A 16,779-nucleotide genomic window follows, 5' to 3' on the forward strand; every position below is an offset into this window, starting at 1 on the left:
CATGAACGTCTCCCAAATGGCCCCTCTGTTGACAGGAATCATCGCTGCGTTGATCGCTCTTGTCGGTTACTGGATAACGCAGCATCAGAAGCGGCGGGAGCGCCGGGCCGAGGTCTTCGCCTCCGCGTTGGAGGCGATCCGCGAGTACGAGCAGACCCCTTACCTCATACGACGCAGGGAAGGACCCGACGCGACCACGCGCGCCCGGATTTCCGAACGGTTGAGCGCCAGTGCCGCGCGGCGTCGCTACTACGAGGCGGTGCTGTGCCTGGATTCTCCGCTGGTTGCCGAGTCGTACAAGGTTCTGCTGCAGCGCACGAGGAGGCAGGTCGGTCCGTATCGCTCGGAGGCGTGGAAGCAACCCGTCATCGTCAGGGACGAGGAGTTCCCCGGCTCGGCGTACTACCCGTACGACAGCGAGGAGGAATGGGACCTGTGTCTGTTGGCCATGCGCAGTGAACTCTCGGCGTTCGCCGCGCTGCGGCGCCGGGGAACCCGCCGCCGGCTGGCCGCGCTCGTCGCTTCCCGGACGTCCTGAGCCGGCCGTCCGGGGCGGACGGCCGCACGAACTTCAGGGGCGGACGGGTGTCCCGGCCAGTCTGAAGTCCAGCGCCGTACACCGCCGTCCCGCCGAGACCGTGCGCACCGCCTGACCGATCGCCTTGCGCGAACCGACGAGGACGACCAGCTTCTTCGCCCGGGTGACCGCCGTGTACAGCAGATTCCGCTGGAGCATCATCCAGGCGCTGGTGGTGACCGGGATCACCACGGCCGGATACTCGCTGCCCTGGGAACGGTGGATGGTCACCGCGTACGCGTGGGCCAGCTCGTCCAGTTCGTCGAACTCGTACGGCACCTCCTCGTCCTCGTCCGTCAGCACGGTGAGGCGCTGGTCGACCGGGTCGAGCGAGGTGACCACGCCCACGGTGCCGTTGAAGACGCCGTTGGTGCCCTTCTCGTAATTGTTGCGAATCTGGGTGACCTTGTCGCCGACCCGGAAGACCCGGCCGCCGAACCGCTTCTCGGCGAGGTCGGGGCGGCCCGGGGTGATGGCCTGCTGGAGCAGACCGTTGAGGGTGCCGGCGCCTGCGGGGCCCCGGTGCATGGGGGCGAGCACCTGGACGTCCCGGCGCGGGTCGAGACCGAACTTGGCCGGAATCCGACGGGCCGCCACGTCCACGGTGAGCCGGCCGACCTCCTCGGTGTCGTCCTCGACGAAGAGGAAGAAGTCCTTCATGCCGTCGGTGACGGGGTGCTGGCCGGCGTTGATCCGGTGGGCGTTGGTCACGACGCCGGACTGCTGGGCCTGACGGAACACGCGCGTGAGGCGCACCGCGGGGACCGGGCCGCCGTCGGCGAGGAGGTCCCGCAGGACCTCGCCGGCACCGACACTGGGCAACTGGTCCACGTCCCCGACGAACAGCAGGTGCGCGCCCGGCGGGACGGCCTTGACCAGCTTGTTGGCGAGCAGCAGGTCCAGCATGGAGGCCTCGTCGACCACCACCAGGTCGGCGTCGAGCGGGCGGTCCTTGTCGTAGGCCGCGTCGCCGCCGGGCTTCAGCTCCAGCAGGCGGTGGACGGTGGAGGCGTCGGCGCCGGTGAGTTCGGCGAGGCGCTTGGCGGCCCGGCCGGTCGGGGCCGCGAGGACGACCTTGGCCTTCTTGGCGCGGGCCAGCTCCACGATCGAGCGCACGGTGAAGGACTTGCCGCAGCCGGGGCCTCCGGTGAGCACGGCGACCTTCTTGGTGAGCGCGAGCTTCACGGCGGCCTCCTGCTCGGGGGCGAGCTCGGTGCCGGTACGGCCCTTCAGCCAGCCGAGCGCCTTGTCCCAGGCCACGTCCCGGAAACCGGGCATCCGGTCCTGGTCGGTGCGCAGGAGCCGCATCAGCTGGGCGGCGAGGGAGAGTTCGGCGCGGTGGAAGGGGACGAGGTAGACGGCGGTGACCTCGTGCCCGTCGGGGCCGGGGAGCTTCTCGCGTACGACACCGGGTTCGCCCGAGTCCTCGTCCGGCTCGGCGAGTTCGGCCAGGCACTCGATGACCAGGCCGGTGTCGACCTGGAGGAGCTTGACCGCGTCGGCGATCAGCCGTTCCTCGGGGAGGTAGCAGTGCCCCTGGTCGGTGGACTGCGAAAGGGCGTACTGCAGGCCCGCCTTGACGCGCTCCGGGCTGTCGTGCGGGATGCCGACGGACTGGGCGATCTTGTCGGCGGTGAGGAAGCCGATGCCCCAGACGTCGGAAGCGAGCCGGTAGGGCTGGTTCTTCACGACGGAGATCGAGGCGTCGCCGTACTTCTTGTAGATGCGCACGGCGATGGAGGTGGACACCTCGACGGTCTGGAGGAAGAGCATGACCTCCTTGATCGCCTTCTGCTCCTCCCAGGCGTCGGCGATCTTCTTGGTGCGCTTGGGGCCGAGACCGGGGACCTCGACGAGCCGCTTCGGCTCCTCCTCGATGATCTTCAGGGTGTCGATGCCGAAGTGCTGGGTGATGCGGTCGGCGAACACGGGCCCGATGCCCTTGACGAGCCCCGAGCCGAGATAGCGGCGGATGCCCTGGACGGTGGCGGGCAGCACGGTCGTGTAGTTCTCGACGGTGAACTGCTTGCCGTACTGCGGGTGGGATCCCCATCGCCCCTCCATCCGCAGGGACTCCCCCACCTGGGCGCCGAGCAGCGCGCCGACGACGGTGAGGAGGTCGCCGCCGCCTCTGCCGGTGTCGACGCGGGCGACCGTGTAGCCGTTGTCCTCGTTGGCGTACGTGATGCGCTCCAGCACGCCTTCGAGCACGGCCAGTCGTCGTTCACCCGTGGAGGCCCCCGCCTGATCGGTCATGATCCGACGGTACCCCCGGGGTCTGACATCACGATCCGGTATCGAGGTCTTGCCTCTGGCCGTGGAATCGATTCCAATCCTCGTACACGAGGTCGTGTAATCGATTCCACAAGGAGGTGGAGCGGCGATGGCGAGCATCAAGGACGTCGCTGTCGAGGCGGGGGTCTCCGTCGCCACGGTGTCGCGGGTCCTCAACGACCATCCGTCGGTCAGCGCGGACGCACGCACGCGTGTGCTGGCCGCCGTCGCGACTCTGGGCTACCGCCCGAACGCCGTCGCCCGCTCCCTGCGCACCGACCAGACCCACACCCTCGGCCTGGTCATCAGCGACGTGCTGAACCCCTACTTCGGCGAGCTGGCCCGCTCTGTCGAGGAGGAGGCCCGCGCGCTGGGGTACAGCGTGATCATCGGGAACGCCGACGAGCGGCCCGACCTCCAGGACCACCACGTACGGAACCTGCTGGACCGCCGTATCGACGGACTCCTCGTCTCCCCCACCGACGGCGGCTCCCCGCTGATGCTGGACGCCGTGCGCGCGGGGACGCCGATGGTCTTCGTGGACCGCTGGATCCCGGGTGTGGCCGTGCCGGTCGTGCGGGCCGACGGGCGGGCCGCCGTACGCGATCTCGTCGCCCATCTGTACGCGCTGGGGCACCGCAGGCTCGCCATCATCGCCGGGCCCGCCGCCACCACGACCGGTCAGGAGCGCGTGGCGGCCTTCCGGGAGGCCCTCGAGGCGTACGGCCTCGAACTGCCGGACGCCTACGTCGGGCAGGGCGACTTCCAGGCCGAGAGCGGGCGGCGGGTCACCGAGGGCTTCCTCGACCTGCCCGAGCCGCCCGAGGTCGTCTTCGCTGCCGACAACCTGATGGCACTCGGCGCGCTGGACGCCGTACGCGCGCGTGGAGTGCGGGTACCGCAGGACCTCGCGCTGGCCGCGTTCGACGACATCCCGTGGTTCGTGCACACCGATCCGCCGATCACCGCGATCGCCCAGCCCACGGGTGAGCTGGGGCGGGCCGCCGTGCGCGCCCTCGTCGACCGCATCGAGGGACGGCCGCCCGCGTCGGTCACCCTCCCCGCCCGTCTCGTCGTCCGCCGTTCCTGCGGCGAGGACCCGCACGAGAACCCCGTAACGAACAGGAGCGAGCCGTGAGCAACGAGGACGAGTTGCTGCGCATCGAGGGCCTACGGAAGTCCTTCCCCGGCGTGGTCGCGCTCGACGGCGTCGACTTCGATCTGCGCCGGGGCGAGGTGCACGTACTGCTCGGCGAGAACGGCGCCGGCAAGAGCACGCTGATCAAGATGCTGTCGGGCGCCTACCACCCCGACGAGGGCCGCGTTCTGGTGGACGGCGAGGAGGTGCACATCCGCGGGGCCCAGGACGCCGAGCGGCTGGGCATCGCCACCATCTACCAGGAGTTCAACCTCGTCCCCGACCTGACCGTGGCCGAGAACATCTTCCTGGGCCGGCAGCCGCGCCGCTTCGGGATGATCGACCGGAAGCGGATGGAGGCCGACGCCGATGTGCTCCTGAAGCGGGTCGGCGTCAATGTGTCGCCCCGCGCGCGTGTGCGTGAACTCGGCATCGCCCGGCTCCAGATGGTCGAGATCGCCAAGGCGCTCAGCCTGAACGCGCGTGTGCTGATCATGGACGAGCCGACCGCCGTGCTCACCTCCGGGGAGGTCGACAAGCTCTTCGCGATCGTGCGCAGGCTGCGCGAGGACGGGGTCGGGATCGTCTTCATCACCCACCATCTGGAGGAGATCGCCGCCCTCGGCGACCGGGTCACGGTCATCCGGGACGGGAAGTCAGTCGGCCAGGTCCCCGCCACCACGCCCGAGGACGAGCTCGTACGCCTGATGGTGGGGCGGTCCATCGAGCAGCAGTACCCGCGGGAGCGCGGCGAGACGGGAGCCGCCCTTCTGAAGGTCGAGGGCCTCACGCGCGACGGCGTCTTCCACGACATCGGCTTCGAGGTGCACGCCGGCGAGGTGGTCGGTATCGCCGGGCTGGTCGGAGCGGGCCGTACCGAGGTCGTGCGGGCCGTGTTCGGCGCGGACCCTTACGACAAGGGGGCCGTGCACGTCGCCGGGACGGCCCTGAAGGGGCATGACGTGGGCGCCGCCATGGCGGCCGGAATCGGTCTGATCCCCGAGGACCGCAAGGGCCAGGGCCTGGTGCTCGACCAGTCGGTCGAGGAGAACCTGGGTCTGGTGACCATGCGGGCCGCCACGCGCGCGGGGCTCGTCGACCTCAAGGGTCAGCGGGAGGCCGCCGCGCAGATCGCCGAGCAGCTCGGGGTGCGGATGGCGGGCCTGCACCAGCACGTGCGGACGCTCTCCGGCGGCAACCAGCAGAAGGTCGTCATCGGCAAGTGGCTGCTCGCCGACACCAAGGTGCTGATCCTCGACGAGCCCACGCGCGGGATCGACGTCGGCGCCAAGGTCGAGATCTACCAGCTCGTCAACGAACTCACCGCGGCCGGTGCCGCCGTCCTCATGATCTCCAGCGATCTGCCCGAGGTGCTCGGCATGAGCGACCGGGTGCTGGTGATGGCCCAGGGCCGGATCGCCGGCGAACTCGCCGCCGACGAGGCCACGCAGGACTCCGTGATGGCACTCGCCGTCAGCACGAACACCGTAAAGAACGACAAGGAGGCCCCCGGTGGCCACTGACACGCTCAAGAGCGGGGCGAGCGCGGGTGGCCTGCGCCGTCTCCTGCTCGACAACGGCGCGCTGACCGCGCTGATCGTCCTGGTCATCGCCATGTCGGCGCTGTCCGGCGACTTCCTGACCACCGACAACCTGCTCAACGTCGGCGTCCAGGCGGCCGTGACGGCCATCCTCGCCTTCGGTGTGACCTTCGTGATCGTCTCGGCGGGCATCGACCTGTCGGTCGGCTCGGTGGCGGCCCTGTCGGCCACCGTCCTCGCCTGGAGCGCGACCTCGCACGGGGTGCCGGTCCTCCTGGCCGTCGTCCTCGCCGTCGTGACCGGCATCGCGGCCGGTCTCGTCAACGGTTTCCTGATCGCGTACGGCAAACTCCCGCCGTTCATCGCGACGCTGGCGATGCTCTCGGTGGCGCGCGGTCTGTCGCTGGTGATCTCCGAGGGCTCCCCGATCGCCTTCCCCGACTCGGTCTCGCACCTCGGCGACACCCTCGGCGGCTGGCTGCCGGTGCCCGTCCTCGTCATGGTCGTCATGGGGCTCCTCGCGGCCTTCGTGCTGGGACGGACGTACATCGGCCGTTCGATGTACGCGATCGGCGGCAACGAGGAGGCGGCCCGCCTGTCCGGGCTGCGGGTGAAGAAGCAGAAGCTCGCCATCTACGCCTTCTCCGGTGTGTTCGCGGCCGTCGCCGGTGTCGTGCTCGCCGCCCGGCTGTCCTCGGCGCAGCCGCAGGCCGCCGACGGTTACGAGCTGGACGCGATCGCCGCGGTCGTCATCGGCGGTGCCTCGCTCGCGGGCGGCACCGGCAAGGCGTCCGGGACGCTGATCGGCGCGCTGATCCTCGCGGTCCTGCGCAACGGCCTCAACCTCCTGAACGTGTCCGCGTTCTGGCAGCAGGTCGTCATCGGTGTCGTCATCGCGCTGGCGGTGCTCCTGGACACCCTGCGCCGCAAGGCCGGGGCGACCCCGGTGACCGGTGCCTCGCAGGGCGGCAAGGGGCGCCAGGCGGCCACGTACGGTCTCGCGGCCGTGGTCACCGTGGCGATCGTCGGAGCGACCTCCTTCCTCCACAACGGCTCGTCCTCGACGGCGAACCCGAAGGTCGGTCTGTCGCTGTCCACCCTGAACAACCCCTTCTTCGTGCAGATCCGGTCCGGTGCCCAGGCCGAGGCGAAGAAGCTGGGCGTGGACCTGACCGTCACGGACGCCCAGAACGACGCCTCCCAGCAGGCCAACCAGCTGCAGAACTTCACCAGTTCGAGCCTCGGCGCGATCATCGTCAACCCGGTGGACTCGGACGCGGCGAGCAACTCGGTGAAGGCCGCCGACAAGGCGAAGATCCCGGTCATCGCGGTCGACCGCGGCGTCAACAACGCGAAGACGGACGCCCTCGTGGCCAGCGACAACGTCGCCGGCGGTGAGCTCGCCGCCAAGAGCATCGGAGAGAAGCTCGGCGGCAAGGGCAAGATCGTGATCCTCCAGGGGCAGGCCGGTACTTCGGCGGCGCGTGAGCGTGCGCAGGGTTTCGCGCAGGGTCTCAAGGCGTACCCGGGCATCCAGGTCGTCGCGCAGCAGCCCGCCGACTTCGACCGCACCAAGGGCCTCGACGTGATGTCGAACCTGCTCCAGGCCCACCCGGACGTCCAGGGCGTCATCGCCGCCAACGACGAGATGGCGCTCGGCGCGATCAAGGCGCTCGGCTCCAAGGCCGGAACGTCGGTCCAGGTGGTCGGCTTCGACGGCACGCCGGACGGCCTGAAGGCGGTGAAAGACGGCACGCTGTACGCGTCCGTCGCACAGCAGCCCTCCCAACTCGGCAGAATCGCGGTGGACAACGCGCTGAAGGCCATCGAGGGCAAGAAGGTCGAGGAGACGGTCAAGGTGCCGGTGAAGGTGGTCACGAAGCAGAACGTGGCCGGTTTCACGGGCTGAGCGCCCCACTCACCCCACAGGGAGTCATCTTCATGTACGACTACGACCTGCTGGTCGTGGGATCCGCCAACGCCGACCTGGTGGTCGGCGTCGAGCGGCGGCCCGGCGCAGGCGAGACGGTGCTCGGCTCGGACCTGGCCGTGCACCCGGGGGGCAAGGGCGCCAACCAGGCGGTCGCGGCGGCCCGGTTGGACGCGCGTACGGCGTTGCTGGCCCGCGTCGGCGACGACGGGCACGGCCGGCTTCTGCTCGACTCGCTGCGGGCGGCCGGGGTCGACACGGTGGGCGTGTTGGTGGGCGGCGCGCCGACGGGGGTCGCCCTGATCACCGTCGATCCGTCGGGCGACAACAGCATCGTGGTCTCGCCGGGCGCCAACGGGCGTCTGACGCCGGGGGACGTACGGGCCGCGGTCAGCCTCTTCCATGCCTCCCGGGTGGTCTCCACCCAGCTGGAGATCCCGCTGGAGACGGTCGTGGAGGTGGTGCGGAACCTGTCGCCGGACAGCCGGTTCGTGCTGAACCCGTCGCCGCCGCGGCCGCTGCCCACCGAGGTCCTGGTGGCCTGTGATCCGCTGATCGTCAACGAGCACGAGGCGAAGGTGATCCTCGGGGACGCGTGCGTGAGCGACGCGCCGGAGGACTGGGCGCGGCTGCTGCTCGCGAAGGGGCCGCGGTCGGTGGTGGTGACCCTGGGCGCCGAGGGGTCGCTGGTGGCGTCCTCGGCGGGGGTGAGCCGGGTGGCGTCGGTGAAGGTGGACGCCGTGGACACGACGGGCGCGGGGGACGCCTTCACGGCGGCGCTGGCGTCCCGGCTGGGGGCCGGTGCGGGGCTGGCGGAGGCCGCCGCGTACGCGTCCCGGGTCGGGGCGGTCGCGGTGACCCGGAAGGGCGCGCAGGACTCCTTCCCCACGGCGGAGGAGGTCGACGCCCCGTGAAGAAGGCCGGAATACTCAACCGTCAGCTCTCCGGCGCGCTCGCCGAGCTGGGGCACGGGGACGGGGTGCTGGTGTGCGACGCCGGTATGCCGATCCCCGACGGGCCGCGCGTGGTCGACCTGGCCTTCCGGGCCGGGGTGCCGTCCTTCGCGGAGGTCCTCGACGGGCTGCTCACCGAGCTGGTCGTGGAGGGGGGCACGGCGGCGGCGGAGGTGCGGGACGCCAACCCCGCGGCCGCGCGGCTGCTGGACGCCCGCTTCCCCGAGCTGCACCTGGTCCCCCACGAGAGGCTCAAGGAGCTGTCGGCGGACGCGCGGCTGGTCGTACGCACGGGGGAGGCACGGCCGTACGCGAATGTGCTGCTGCGCTGCGGGGTCTTCTTCTGACCCGCCGCCCGCGCCGATGTTTCGAGAGGCCCGGTCCATGGACCGGGCCCCTCGGCTTTCCCCTCCCCCATCAGAACCCCCGCGATCCCCCCGGATCCCCCTCCAAGAGTCCTGATGCCAAGTACGACCGGCCAGGTGCGGGAAGGGTTGTACGGCTTCCCGGATTTTTTTGTCAGTGCCCGCCGCTACGGTTCCGGCCATGACTTCCGAGGAGACGCGGATGAGGTTACGTCCCTTCTGTGACAAGGCGCTCGCACGTGGGATCCCCGTCGAGGACGTGGAGCGGTGGATGGACACCGCCCGGCCCTGCGCGACGCTGGCCGAGCACGGGGACGGGCCGGTCGTGGGGCGGTTCGGGGGGCCGCTGCTGCTTCCCGTGGGGGTCCCACACCCCTTCCATCCCTTCGTCGCGTCCATCGACCTCGCGGCCCTGCCCGCCGGCGCGACGGATCTCCCCCTGCCGTCCGGCGGCCACCTGCTGCTGTTCGCCTATCCGGAGGACTTCGGTGACCGGGAGAGCATGGGGAGCGCGGTGTACGTACCGGCCGGGACGGCCGTGGAGGAGCGGGACAAGGAGGGGTGGGCCTGGTTCGAGAACGACGACGAGTACCAGGAGGTCTTCGCGCAGTTCCCGCAGGAGACGCTCAGGGCGACGGTCGACGTCTCGCTGCCGTACCACCACTGGGTCGAGATACCCGAGGAGCCCCGCTGGGTACCGCTGCCGGGGCACCCGCGCTCCGAGGAGCTGGCCGCGGTGTGGCACGAGACCCACGACGACATCGCCTCCTCGGGGCGGCTCCGACTCGGCGGGTACGCCGACCAGGAGGCCGTCGACACCGACCCCGTCGGGAAGGCCGTGTGGTGCGCGGTGCAGGAGGCCGCGGCCGGGCGCTGGGGCGGGGGCGAGCCGGTGTCGGACGACCTCGCGGACTGGGTACTGCTCGCCGAGTGGAATCCCTGGATCGACGGCTTGGAAGGCGCCACCGTCCACTGGTCCGTCCAGCGCGCGGACCTGGCGGCCCGGCGCTTCGACCGGACGTTCACGACGGTTTCCCGGAATCCGTAAGGGCTCCGGAGAGGCCGGAGGGGAACTCCCATGAGTCCCCTCCGGACCCGCTTCACAGCGTGTGCGCCACGAACCGTTCGGCGGTCTCGGCGAGGACCTCGCGGCCGTCGCGGGCCCACAGCGCGTCGTTGAACAGCTCGACCTCGATGGCGCCCGTGTACCCGGCCGCCTCGACGTACCGCTGCCACTCCCGCATGTCGATCGCGCCGTCGCCGATCTGTCCGCGGCCGTTCAGCACGCCCTCCGGCAGCGGGGTCGTCCAGTCCGCGAGCTGGAAGGTGTGGATACGGCCGCCGGCGCCGGCGCGGGCGATCTGCGCGGGCGCGTTGTCGTCCCACCAGATGTGGTAGGTGTCCACCGTGACGCCGACCTGGTGGGCGGGGAAGCGCTCCGCCAGGTCGAGGGCCTGGGTGAGCGTGGAGACCACACAGCGGTCCGAGGCGTACATGGGGTGCAGCGGCTCGATGGCCAGCTTCACCCCGTGCTCCTCGGCGTACGGCCCCAGCACGGACAGGGCGTCCGCGATGCGCTCACGGGCGCCGTGCAGGTCCTTGGAGCCGGCCGGGAGACCGCCGGAGACCAGGACCAGCGTGTCGGTGCCCAGGGTCGCCGCCTCGTCGACCGCGCGGCGGTTGTCGTCCAGCGCCGCGGCCCGCTCGTCCGGGTCGATCGCCGTGAAGAAGCCTCCGCGGCACAGGGTGGTGACCGTGAGCCCCGCGTCGCGGACCAGCTTGGCCGTCTCCTCGACGCCGTACGACTGGACGGGCTCGCGCCACAGGCCGACGTTGCCGACGCCCAAGTCGCGGCAGGCGTCGACCAGTTCCGGCAGGGACAGCTGCTTGACCGTCATCTGGTTGATCGAGAAGCGGGACAGGTCCGTCACTGGTTCACCCCGTACAAGGACAACAGGTTCTTCATGCGCTCCTCGGCCAGTTTCGGGTCCGGGAACAGGCCCAGGCCGTCGGCGAGTTCGTAGGCGCGCGCGAAGTGCGGGAGGGAGCGGGCCGACTGGAGGCCGCCGACCATCGTGAAGTGCGACTGGTGGCCGGCCAGCCAGGCGAGGAACACCACGCCCGTCTTGTAGAAGCGGGTCGGCGCCTGGAAGAGGTGGCGGGACAACTCGACCGTGGGGTCGAGGAGTTCGCGAAAGCCCTTGGCGTCACCGGTGTCCAGCACGCGGACCGCCTCGGCGGCGAGGGGGCCCAGCGGGTCGAAGATGCCGAGCAGGGCGTGGGAGAAGCCCTGGTCGTCGCCGGCGATCAGCTCGGGGTAGTTGAAGTCGTCACCCGTGTAGCAGCGGACGCCCTGCGGGAGCCGGCGGCGGATGTCGATCTCGCGCTGGGCCTCCAGGAGGGAGACCTTGATGCCGTCCACCTTGTCAGGGTGGGCGGCGATGACCTGCAGGAACACATCCGTCGCCGCGTCCAGGTCGGACGAGCCCCAGTAGCCCTCGAGCGCCGGGTCGAACATCGGGCCCAGCCAGTGCAGGATCACCGGCTCCGCGGACTGGCGCAGGAGGTGGCCGTAGATCTCCAGGTAGTCCTCGGGGCCCTTCGCCGCGGCCGCGAGGGCCCGGGAGGCCATCAGGATGGCCTGCGCGCCGGACTCCTCGACGAGGGCGAGCTGCTCCTCGTAGGCCGCGCGGACCTCGTCCAGGGTCGCGGGGCCGGTGAGCTGGTCGGTGCCGACACCGCAGGCGATGAGGCCGCCGACCGACTTGGCCTCGGCGGCGCTGCGCCGGATCAGTTCGGCCGCGCCCGCCCAGTCCAGGCCCATCCCGCGCTGCGCGGTGTCCATGGCCTCGGCGACACCGAGCCCGTGCGACCACAGGTGGCGGCGGAAGGCGAGGGTGGCGTCCCAGTCGACGGCGGCCGGGGAGTCCGGCGTGGAGTCGGCGAAGGGGTCGGCGACGACGTGCGCCGCCGAGAAGACCGTACGGGAGGTGAAAGGGGTGCCGGGGGTGGCGGCGAAGGGCTCCTTGCGGGGCTCGTAGGCCCTGAAGCCCCCCTGGAGGTCGGGGAGTCGGATCGTCACAGCGAGATCTCCGGTACGTCGAGACGGCGGCCCTCGGCCGAGGACTTCAGGCCCAGTTCGGCGAGCTGGACGCCGCGGGCGCCGGCGAGGAGGTCCCACTGGTAGGGGGCGTCGGCGTAGACGTGCCTGAGGAAGAGCTCCCACTGGGCCTTGAAGCCGTTGTCGAACTCGGCGTTGTCCGGGACCTCCTGCCACTGGTCGCGGAAGACCTCGGTGGCGGGGATGTCCGGGTTCCAGACCGGCTTGGGGGTGGCCGAGCGGTGCTGGACGCGGCAGTTGCGCAGGCCGGCGACGGCGGAGCCCTCGGTGCCGTCGACCTGGAACTCGACGAGCTCGTCGCGGTTGACGCGGACCGCCCAGGAGGAGTTGATCTGGGCGATCGCGCCGCTGTCGAGCTCGAAGATGCCGTAGGCGGCGTCGTCGGCGGTGGCGTCGTAGGGCTTGTCGTTCTCGTCCCAGCGCTGCGGGATGTGGGTGGCGGTGAGGGCCTGCACGGACTTCACCCGGCCGAAGAGCTCGTGGAGCACGTACTCCCAGTGCGGGAACATGTCGACAACGATGCCACCGCCGTCCTCAGCCCGGTAGTTCCAGCTCGGGCGCTGGGCGGTCTGCCAGTCGCCCTCGAAGACCCAGTAGCCGAACTCGCCGCGGATCGAGAGGATCCGGCCGAAGAAGCCGCCGTCGATGAGGCGCTTCAGCTTGAGCAGGCCGGGCAGGAACAGCTTGTCCTGGACGACGCCGTGCTTGATGCCCTTCGCCTCGGCGAGGCGGGCCAGCTCCAGGGCGCCGTCGAGCCCGGTGGCGGTGGGCTTCTCGGTGTAGATGTGCTTGCCGGCGGCGATCGCCTTCTTGATGGCCTCCTCGCGCGCGGAGGTCACCTGGGCGTCGAAGTAGATCTCCACGGTCGGGTCGGCGAGGACCGCGTCCACGTCGGTGGAGACGTTCGCCGGGTCCAGGCCGTGCTGCTCGGCGAGGGCCTTCAGCGCGTGCTCACGGCGGCCCACGAGGATCGGCTCGGGCCACAGCACGTTGCCGTCGCCGAGGTCGAGACCGCCCTGCTCGCGGATCGCGAGGATCGAGCGGACCAGGTGCTGGCGGTAGCCCATGCGCCCCGTCACACCGTTCATGGCGATACGCACCGTCTTGCGTGTCACGTCATTCCCTTCATCGGAGTCGTACGCGGTCGTGCGCGCCGCGCACGCTCTACTGATGAGCGTTACAGCAAGCGCTTTCTATATAGGGAGAAGCTAGCCTCTGACCACCGGTCTGGACAAGACTGCGGCGGGGGTGAGTTGTTCGAGGGGGCGAACAACTGGGCGTCATGGCCTTAAGGTCAGCTCGGAACCGGGCCGTGGGGGCCCGCGTGTACGACCAAGTACGACTTAGATGCGCCGAGGCCCGCTCAGGCATGCCGAGGCGCGCGACCGGAGGACGACGAGATGACGGTGACCCTGGCGGACGTGGCGGCCCGCGCCCAGGTCTCCCCCGCGACGGTGTCGCGCGTACTGAACGGGAACTATCCCGTGGCCGCGTCGACCCGTGAGCGGGTGCTGCGGGCCGTGGACGAGCTGGACTACGTGCTGAACGGGCCGGCGAGCTCGCTCGCCGCCGCCACGTCGGACCTCGTCGGGATCCTCGTGAACGACATCGCGGACCCCTTCTTCGGGATCATGGCCGGGGCGATCCAGTCGGAGATCGGGGGGCCCGGCGGGCGCGCGGGCGGTGAGCGGCTCGGGGTCGTCTGCAACACCGGGGGCTCTCCGGAGCGGGAGCTGACGTATCTCACCCTGCTCCAGCGGCAGCGGGCGGCGGCGGTCGTCCTGACGGGCGGGGCGGTGGAGGACGCGCCGCACCAGGCGGCGATGTCGGCCAAGCTGCGGAAGCTGGCGGACGCGGGCACGCGGATCGTGCTGTGCGGTCGGCCGCCGGCGCCGGAGACCGGGGCGTTCGCGCTGACCTTCGACAACCGGGGTGGGGGCAAGGAACTCACGGAGCACCTGATCGGGCTCGGCCACCGGCGGCTCGGGTACATCGCGGGTCCCGAGGAGCGCACGACGACCCGGCACCGGCTGGAGGGGCACCGGGCGGCACTGGAGGCGCACGCGATCGAGGAGGATCCCCGCTGGACGGTGTACGGCCGCTACGACCGCCGGTCCGGGTACGAGGCCACGCTGGAGCTGCTGCGGCGGGATCCGTCGCTGACGGCCGTGGTGGCCGCGAACGACTCCGTCGCGCTGGGCGCGTGCGCGGCGCTGCGGGACTCGGGGCTGCGGATTCCGGACGACGTGTCCGTCGCCGGGTTCGACGACCTGCCGTTCAGCATCGACGCGGTGCCCGCGCTGACGACGGTGCGGTTGCCGTTGGCGGAGGCGGGGGCGCGGGCGGGGCGGATCGCGATGGGGCGGGAGGAGCCGCCGCCCGGGGGGATCGCGACGGTGCGGGGGGAACTCATGGTGCGGGGGTCTTCGGGAGCTCCTCGGACTTGAGGGGCCGGACGCCCCTGGGGGTAGCTGTTGCATGGGCGCCTTCAGGGGAGCGTCAGCGCCCGCCCGCCTTCCTCGCCGCCTCCTCCACCCGGTTCCGGTGCTGCTCCCACCACTGCCCGTCCCCCGGCGCCATGTTGTCCCCCTCCGCCCGCTGCCCCACCGACCCGTCGACGAGCTCGCGTACGACGTCGGCGTGACCGACATGGCGGTGGCTCTCGGCGACCATGTGGATCAGGATGCGGCCGAGGGTGAGCTCGGAGTGCGGGGGCCAGGGGACCCGGCCGACGGTGTCCAGGGCAAGGGCGTCGAGGGTCTCGTCCGAGTGGGCGCAGGCCCGGCGGTAGCCGTCGACGATCTGCTCGCGGGTCTCCTCGGGAGTCGCCCACAGGTCGGCATTCGGTTCGGCGGCGCCGGTGATCCACAGGGGCTGGGCCCCGGGGAGCGGCCGGCCGAAGGTCTCGCCGAAGTACACCGCCTCGGCACCGGTGAGGTGCTTGACCAGTCCCAGGAGGTTGGTCCCGGTCGGGGTCAGGGGTCGGCGGACGTCGTACTCGGAGAGGGCCTCGAGCTTCAGGAGCAGGCAGTCGCGGGCGTCCTGGAGGTAGAGGCGGAGGTCGGCGCCGGTGTCTGTCGCGGTCATCGGATCAGTCTGTCGCCGGCACGATTTCTGTCCATCGGATATCGACAGGCAGGTGACGATTCCGGTGGGACTGAACCCGAAGACCCCGTACGCTCCCCGCACCGATGAGTTCCGCGCCCCACCCCGGTCTGCACTGCCGTAACCGACCGGCCAGGAAATGGAGTGAGTCCCATGCGCATCGTCGTCAGTGAGTTCATCAGTCTGGACGGGGTCGTGCAGGCGCCCGGTGGGCCCGAGGAGGACACCGACGGCGGGTTCGCGCACGGCGGCTGGTCGCACCCCTACTTCGACGCGGAGGTGCTCGGACCGGCGTTCACCGAGGGGATGGAGCGGGCCGAGGCGCTGCTGTACGGGCGGCGGACGTATCTGACGATGGCGGCGGCGTGGCCGCAGCAGGCCGGGGACCCGTTCGCCGACCGGCTCAACTCCCTGAAGAAGTACGTCGTCACCGACACCCTCGGCGACTCCGAGCTGACCTGGAACAACACCGAGCGGATCCCCGGCTCCGAGGCCGTCGGGCGGATCCGTGCGCTGCGGGAGAGCGAGGGCGGCGACCTGGCGATGATGGGCAGCCCCACCCTCGTCCGCACGCTGATCGGCGAAGGGCTCGTCGACGAGCTCCAGCTCATCGTGATGCCGGTCGTGCTCGGCGGCGGCAAGTCGATCTTCCCGGAGGACGGGGCGAAGCGGCCGTTCGAGCTGGTGTCCACGGTCACCGGGAAGACCGGCGTGCAGGTGTGCGTCTACCGGCCGGCCACCGAGCGGTAGCCGCGGCGGGCGCGGGCGTCCTACGCTCAGTCCATCGGTATCTCTGACTGAGTCAAGCATCCGGGGGTCGAGCGACATGACCGTCCAGGACATCCGCGCCTTCAACCGCTTCTACACGAACGTCATCGGCGCCCTCGACTACAGCCGCCAGCTGTACGCCCCGTACACCCTCACCGAGTCCCGCGTCCTGTACGAGCTCGCGCACTCGACGCGCACCGACGCGGCCGATCTGCGCACCGAACTCTCCCTGGACGCGGGTTACTTGAGCCGGATCCTGAACAAGTTCGAGCAGGACGGACTGATCGAGCGCACGCCCTCGGCCCGGGATCCGCGCCGGCGCCGCGTCACGCTCACCCCGCGCGGCCGGGAGACCGCCGCGCTGCTCGCCGAACGCGCCGACGAATCCGTGGGCGCGCTCCTGGCGACCGTCCCCTCCGCCGACCGGCCCCGGCTCACCGAGGCGATGCGGACCGTCCGTACGCTCCTGTCCGAGGGCCGACCCCCGCGCCGCGAGGACGTCCTGCTGCGCGAGCCGGGCCCCGGCGATCTCGGCTGGATCGTGGCCCGGAACGCGGCCCTGTACGCCGCCGAGTACGGCTTCGACGCCGACTACGAAGCGCTGGTCGCCAGGATCGTCGCCGACTTCGCGCAGGACCACGATCCGCAGCTGGAGCGGGTGTGGATCGCCGAGCTGGACGGGCGTCCGGTGGGCTGCGTGATGTGCGTACGGGACGAGGCGCCCGCCACCGCCAGGCTCCGGCTGCTGCTCGTCGAGCCTGAGGCGCGCGGCCTCGGCATCGGGGACCGGCTGGTGTCGGCCGTCGTGGACTTCGCGCGCGGTGCCGGCTACCGCGACCTGGTCCTGTGGACCAACGACGTCCTCGCCGCCGCCCGCCGCCTCTACCAGCGCCACGGTTTCGTCCTGGCCGCCGAGAAGCCCCACCGCTCGTTCGGCAGGGACCTGAACGGGCAGGACTGGCGACTGGAGCTGACCGGCACCGGAGAGTGACGGGGCGGCTCGTCCG

General features: G+C 71.0%; 15 protein-coding genes. 10 read left to right on the forward strand and 5 right to left on the reverse strand.

What is annotated here, in order from left to right:
- The first annotated feature begins 49 nt into the window (after positions 1–49).
- Positions 50–538 (forward strand): hypothetical protein, encoded by a 489-nt coding sequence (locus ACGFWE_RS14290; RefSeq protein WP_393600045.1) that lies wholly within the window; start codon positions 50–52, stop codon positions 536–538.
- A 33-nt stretch (positions 539–571) separates the two neighbouring features.
- Here the strand turns inward: ACGFWE_RS14290 and ACGFWE_RS14295 are convergent, their stop codons facing one another.
- Positions 572–2,833, reverse strand: a complete 2,262-nt coding sequence (locus ACGFWE_RS14295) for an ATP-dependent RecD-like DNA helicase (RefSeq protein ID WP_393600046.1) — start codon at positions 2,831–2,833, stop codon at positions 572–574.
- A gap of 127 nt (positions 2,834–2,960) precedes the next feature.
- Here ACGFWE_RS14295 and ACGFWE_RS14300 point away from each other — a divergent pair, with 127 nt between their 5' ends.
- The 6 genes from ACGFWE_RS14300 (at position 2,961) to ACGFWE_RS14325 (ending at position 9,826) form a co-directional block, all read left to right on the forward strand.
- Entirely contained in the window at positions 2,961–3,989 is a 1,029-nt protein-coding gene (locus ACGFWE_RS14300; RefSeq protein ID WP_352384187.1) for a LacI family DNA-binding transcriptional regulator, read from the forward strand.
- Positions 3,986–5,512, forward strand: a complete 1,527-nt coding sequence (locus ACGFWE_RS14305; RefSeq protein ID WP_393600047.1) for a sugar ABC transporter ATP-binding protein — start codon at positions 3,986–3,988, stop codon at positions 5,510–5,512. Before ACGFWE_RS14300 ends, ACGFWE_RS14305 begins: the two co-directional genes overlap by 4 nt.
- The gene (locus ACGFWE_RS14310) at positions 5,502–7,439 is read left to right on the forward strand and encodes a substrate-binding domain-containing protein (RefSeq protein WP_352384191.1); all 1,938 of its coding nucleotides are present in this window, start codon (positions 5,502–5,504) and stop codon (positions 7,437–7,439) included. The genes ACGFWE_RS14305 and ACGFWE_RS14310 overlap by 11 nt, the downstream gene beginning before the upstream one ends.
- 32 nt (positions 7,440–7,471) lie before the next feature.
- Positions 7,472–8,374 carry a ribokinase gene (locus ACGFWE_RS14315; protein WP_352384193.1) on the forward strand — a complete coding sequence of 301 codons (903 nt, stop codon included), beginning with the start codon at positions 7,472–7,474 and terminating at the stop codon, positions 8,372–8,374.
- A complete protein-coding gene (gene rbsD, locus ACGFWE_RS14320; RefSeq protein WP_352384195.1) occupies positions 8,371–8,760 on the forward strand; it encodes a D-ribose pyranase in 390 nt (129 codons plus the stop codon). Before ACGFWE_RS14315 ends, rbsD begins: the two co-directional genes overlap by 4 nt.
- A gap of 199 nt (positions 8,761–8,959) precedes the next feature.
- Positions 8,960–9,826, forward strand: coding sequence for a DUF1963 domain-containing protein (locus ACGFWE_RS14325; protein ID WP_393600048.1), 867 nt, complete (start codon positions 8,960–8,962; stop codon positions 9,824–9,826).
- Positions 9,827–9,878: 52 nt separating this feature from the next.
- Here the strand turns inward: ACGFWE_RS14325 and ACGFWE_RS14330 are convergent, their stop codons facing one another.
- Genes ACGFWE_RS14330 through ACGFWE_RS14340 form a run of 3 tightly spaced genes read right to left on the reverse strand, consistent with a single transcriptional unit; the run spans position 9,879 to position 13,014 of the window.
- Positions 9,879–10,709 carry a sugar phosphate isomerase/epimerase family protein gene (locus tag ACGFWE_RS14330; protein ID WP_393600049.1) on the reverse strand — a complete coding sequence of 277 codons (831 nt, stop codon included), beginning with the start codon at positions 10,707–10,709 and terminating at the stop codon, positions 9,879–9,881.
- The gene (locus ACGFWE_RS14335) at positions 10,706–11,860 is read right to left on the reverse strand and encodes a dihydrodipicolinate synthase family protein (RefSeq protein ID WP_393600050.1); all 1,155 of its coding nucleotides are present in this window, start codon (positions 11,858–11,860) and stop codon (positions 10,706–10,708) included. Before ACGFWE_RS14335 ends, ACGFWE_RS14330 begins: the two co-directional genes overlap by 4 nt.
- Positions 11,857–13,014 carry a Gfo/Idh/MocA family oxidoreductase gene (locus tag ACGFWE_RS14340; RefSeq protein ID WP_352384203.1) on the reverse strand — a complete coding sequence of 386 codons (1,158 nt, stop codon included), beginning with the start codon at positions 13,012–13,014 and terminating at the stop codon, positions 11,857–11,859. The genes ACGFWE_RS14335 and ACGFWE_RS14340 overlap by 4 nt, the downstream gene beginning before the upstream one ends.
- 285 nt (positions 13,015–13,299) lie before the next feature.
- Between ACGFWE_RS14340 and ACGFWE_RS14345 the strand changes: the two genes are divergently transcribed.
- On the forward strand, positions 13,300–14,346 hold the full coding sequence (locus tag ACGFWE_RS14345) for a LacI family DNA-binding transcriptional regulator (RefSeq protein ID WP_352384205.1): 1,047 nt from the start codon (positions 13,300–13,302) through the stop codon (positions 14,344–14,346).
- 52 nt (positions 14,347–14,398) lie between these two features.
- Here ACGFWE_RS14345 and ACGFWE_RS14350 read toward each other — a convergent pair whose 3' ends face one another.
- Positions 14,399–14,986 carry a DinB family protein gene (locus ACGFWE_RS14350; RefSeq protein ID WP_393600051.1) on the reverse strand — a complete coding sequence of 196 codons (588 nt, stop codon included), beginning with the start codon at positions 14,984–14,986 and terminating at the stop codon, positions 14,399–14,401.
- Between the two features lie 171 nt (positions 14,987–15,157).
- Between ACGFWE_RS14350 and ACGFWE_RS14355 the strand changes: the two genes are divergently transcribed.
- Together ACGFWE_RS14355 and ACGFWE_RS14360 are read left to right on the forward strand one after the other, a co-directional pair.
- A complete protein-coding gene (locus ACGFWE_RS14355) occupies positions 15,158–15,754 on the forward strand; it encodes a dihydrofolate reductase family protein (protein WP_352384209.1) in 597 nt (198 codons plus the stop codon).
- Positions 15,755–15,830: 76 nt separating this feature from the next.
- Positions 15,831–16,763 (forward strand): GNAT family N-acetyltransferase, encoded by a 933-nt coding sequence (locus ACGFWE_RS14360; protein ID WP_393600052.1) that lies wholly within the window; start codon positions 15,831–15,833, stop codon positions 16,761–16,763.
- The last annotated feature ends 16 nt before the right edge of the window (positions 16,764–16,779 follow it).

The organism is Streptomyces sp. NPDC048523 (genome assembly GCF_043199815.1).
Lineage (GTDB): Bacteria > Actinomycetota > Actinomycetes > Streptomycetales > Streptomycetaceae > Streptomyces.

Coding starts and splice junctions, on each gene's coding strand:
- ACGFWE_RS14355 (WP_352384209.1), top strand. CDS start 15,158: ATGCGCATCGTCGTCAGTGAGTTCATCAGTCTGGACGGGGTCGTGCAG.
- ACGFWE_RS14345 (WP_352384205.1), top strand. CDS start 13,300: ATGACGGTGACCCTGGCGGACGTGGCGGCCCGCGCCCAGGTCTCCCCC.
- ACGFWE_RS14360 (WP_393600052.1), top strand. CDS start 15,831: ATGACCGTCCAGGACATCCGCGCCTTCAACCGCTTCTACACGAACGTC.
- ACGFWE_RS14315 (WP_352384193.1), top strand. CDS start 7,472: ATGTACGACTACGACCTGCTGGTCGTGGGATCCGCCAACGCCGACCTG.
- ACGFWE_RS14325 (WP_393600048.1), top strand. CDS start 8,960: ATGACTTCCGAGGAGACGCGGATGAGGTTACGTCCCTTCTGTGACAAG.
- ACGFWE_RS14350 (WP_393600051.1), bottom strand. CDS start 14,986: ATGACCGCGACAGACACCGGCGCCGACCTCCGCCTCTACCTCCAGGAC.
- ACGFWE_RS14300 (WP_352384187.1), top strand. CDS start 2,961: ATGGCGAGCATCAAGGACGTCGCTGTCGAGGCGGGGGTCTCCGTCGCC.
- ACGFWE_RS14295 (WP_393600046.1), bottom strand. CDS start 2,833: ATGACCGATCAGGCGGGGGCCTCCACGGGTGAACGACGACTGGCCGTG.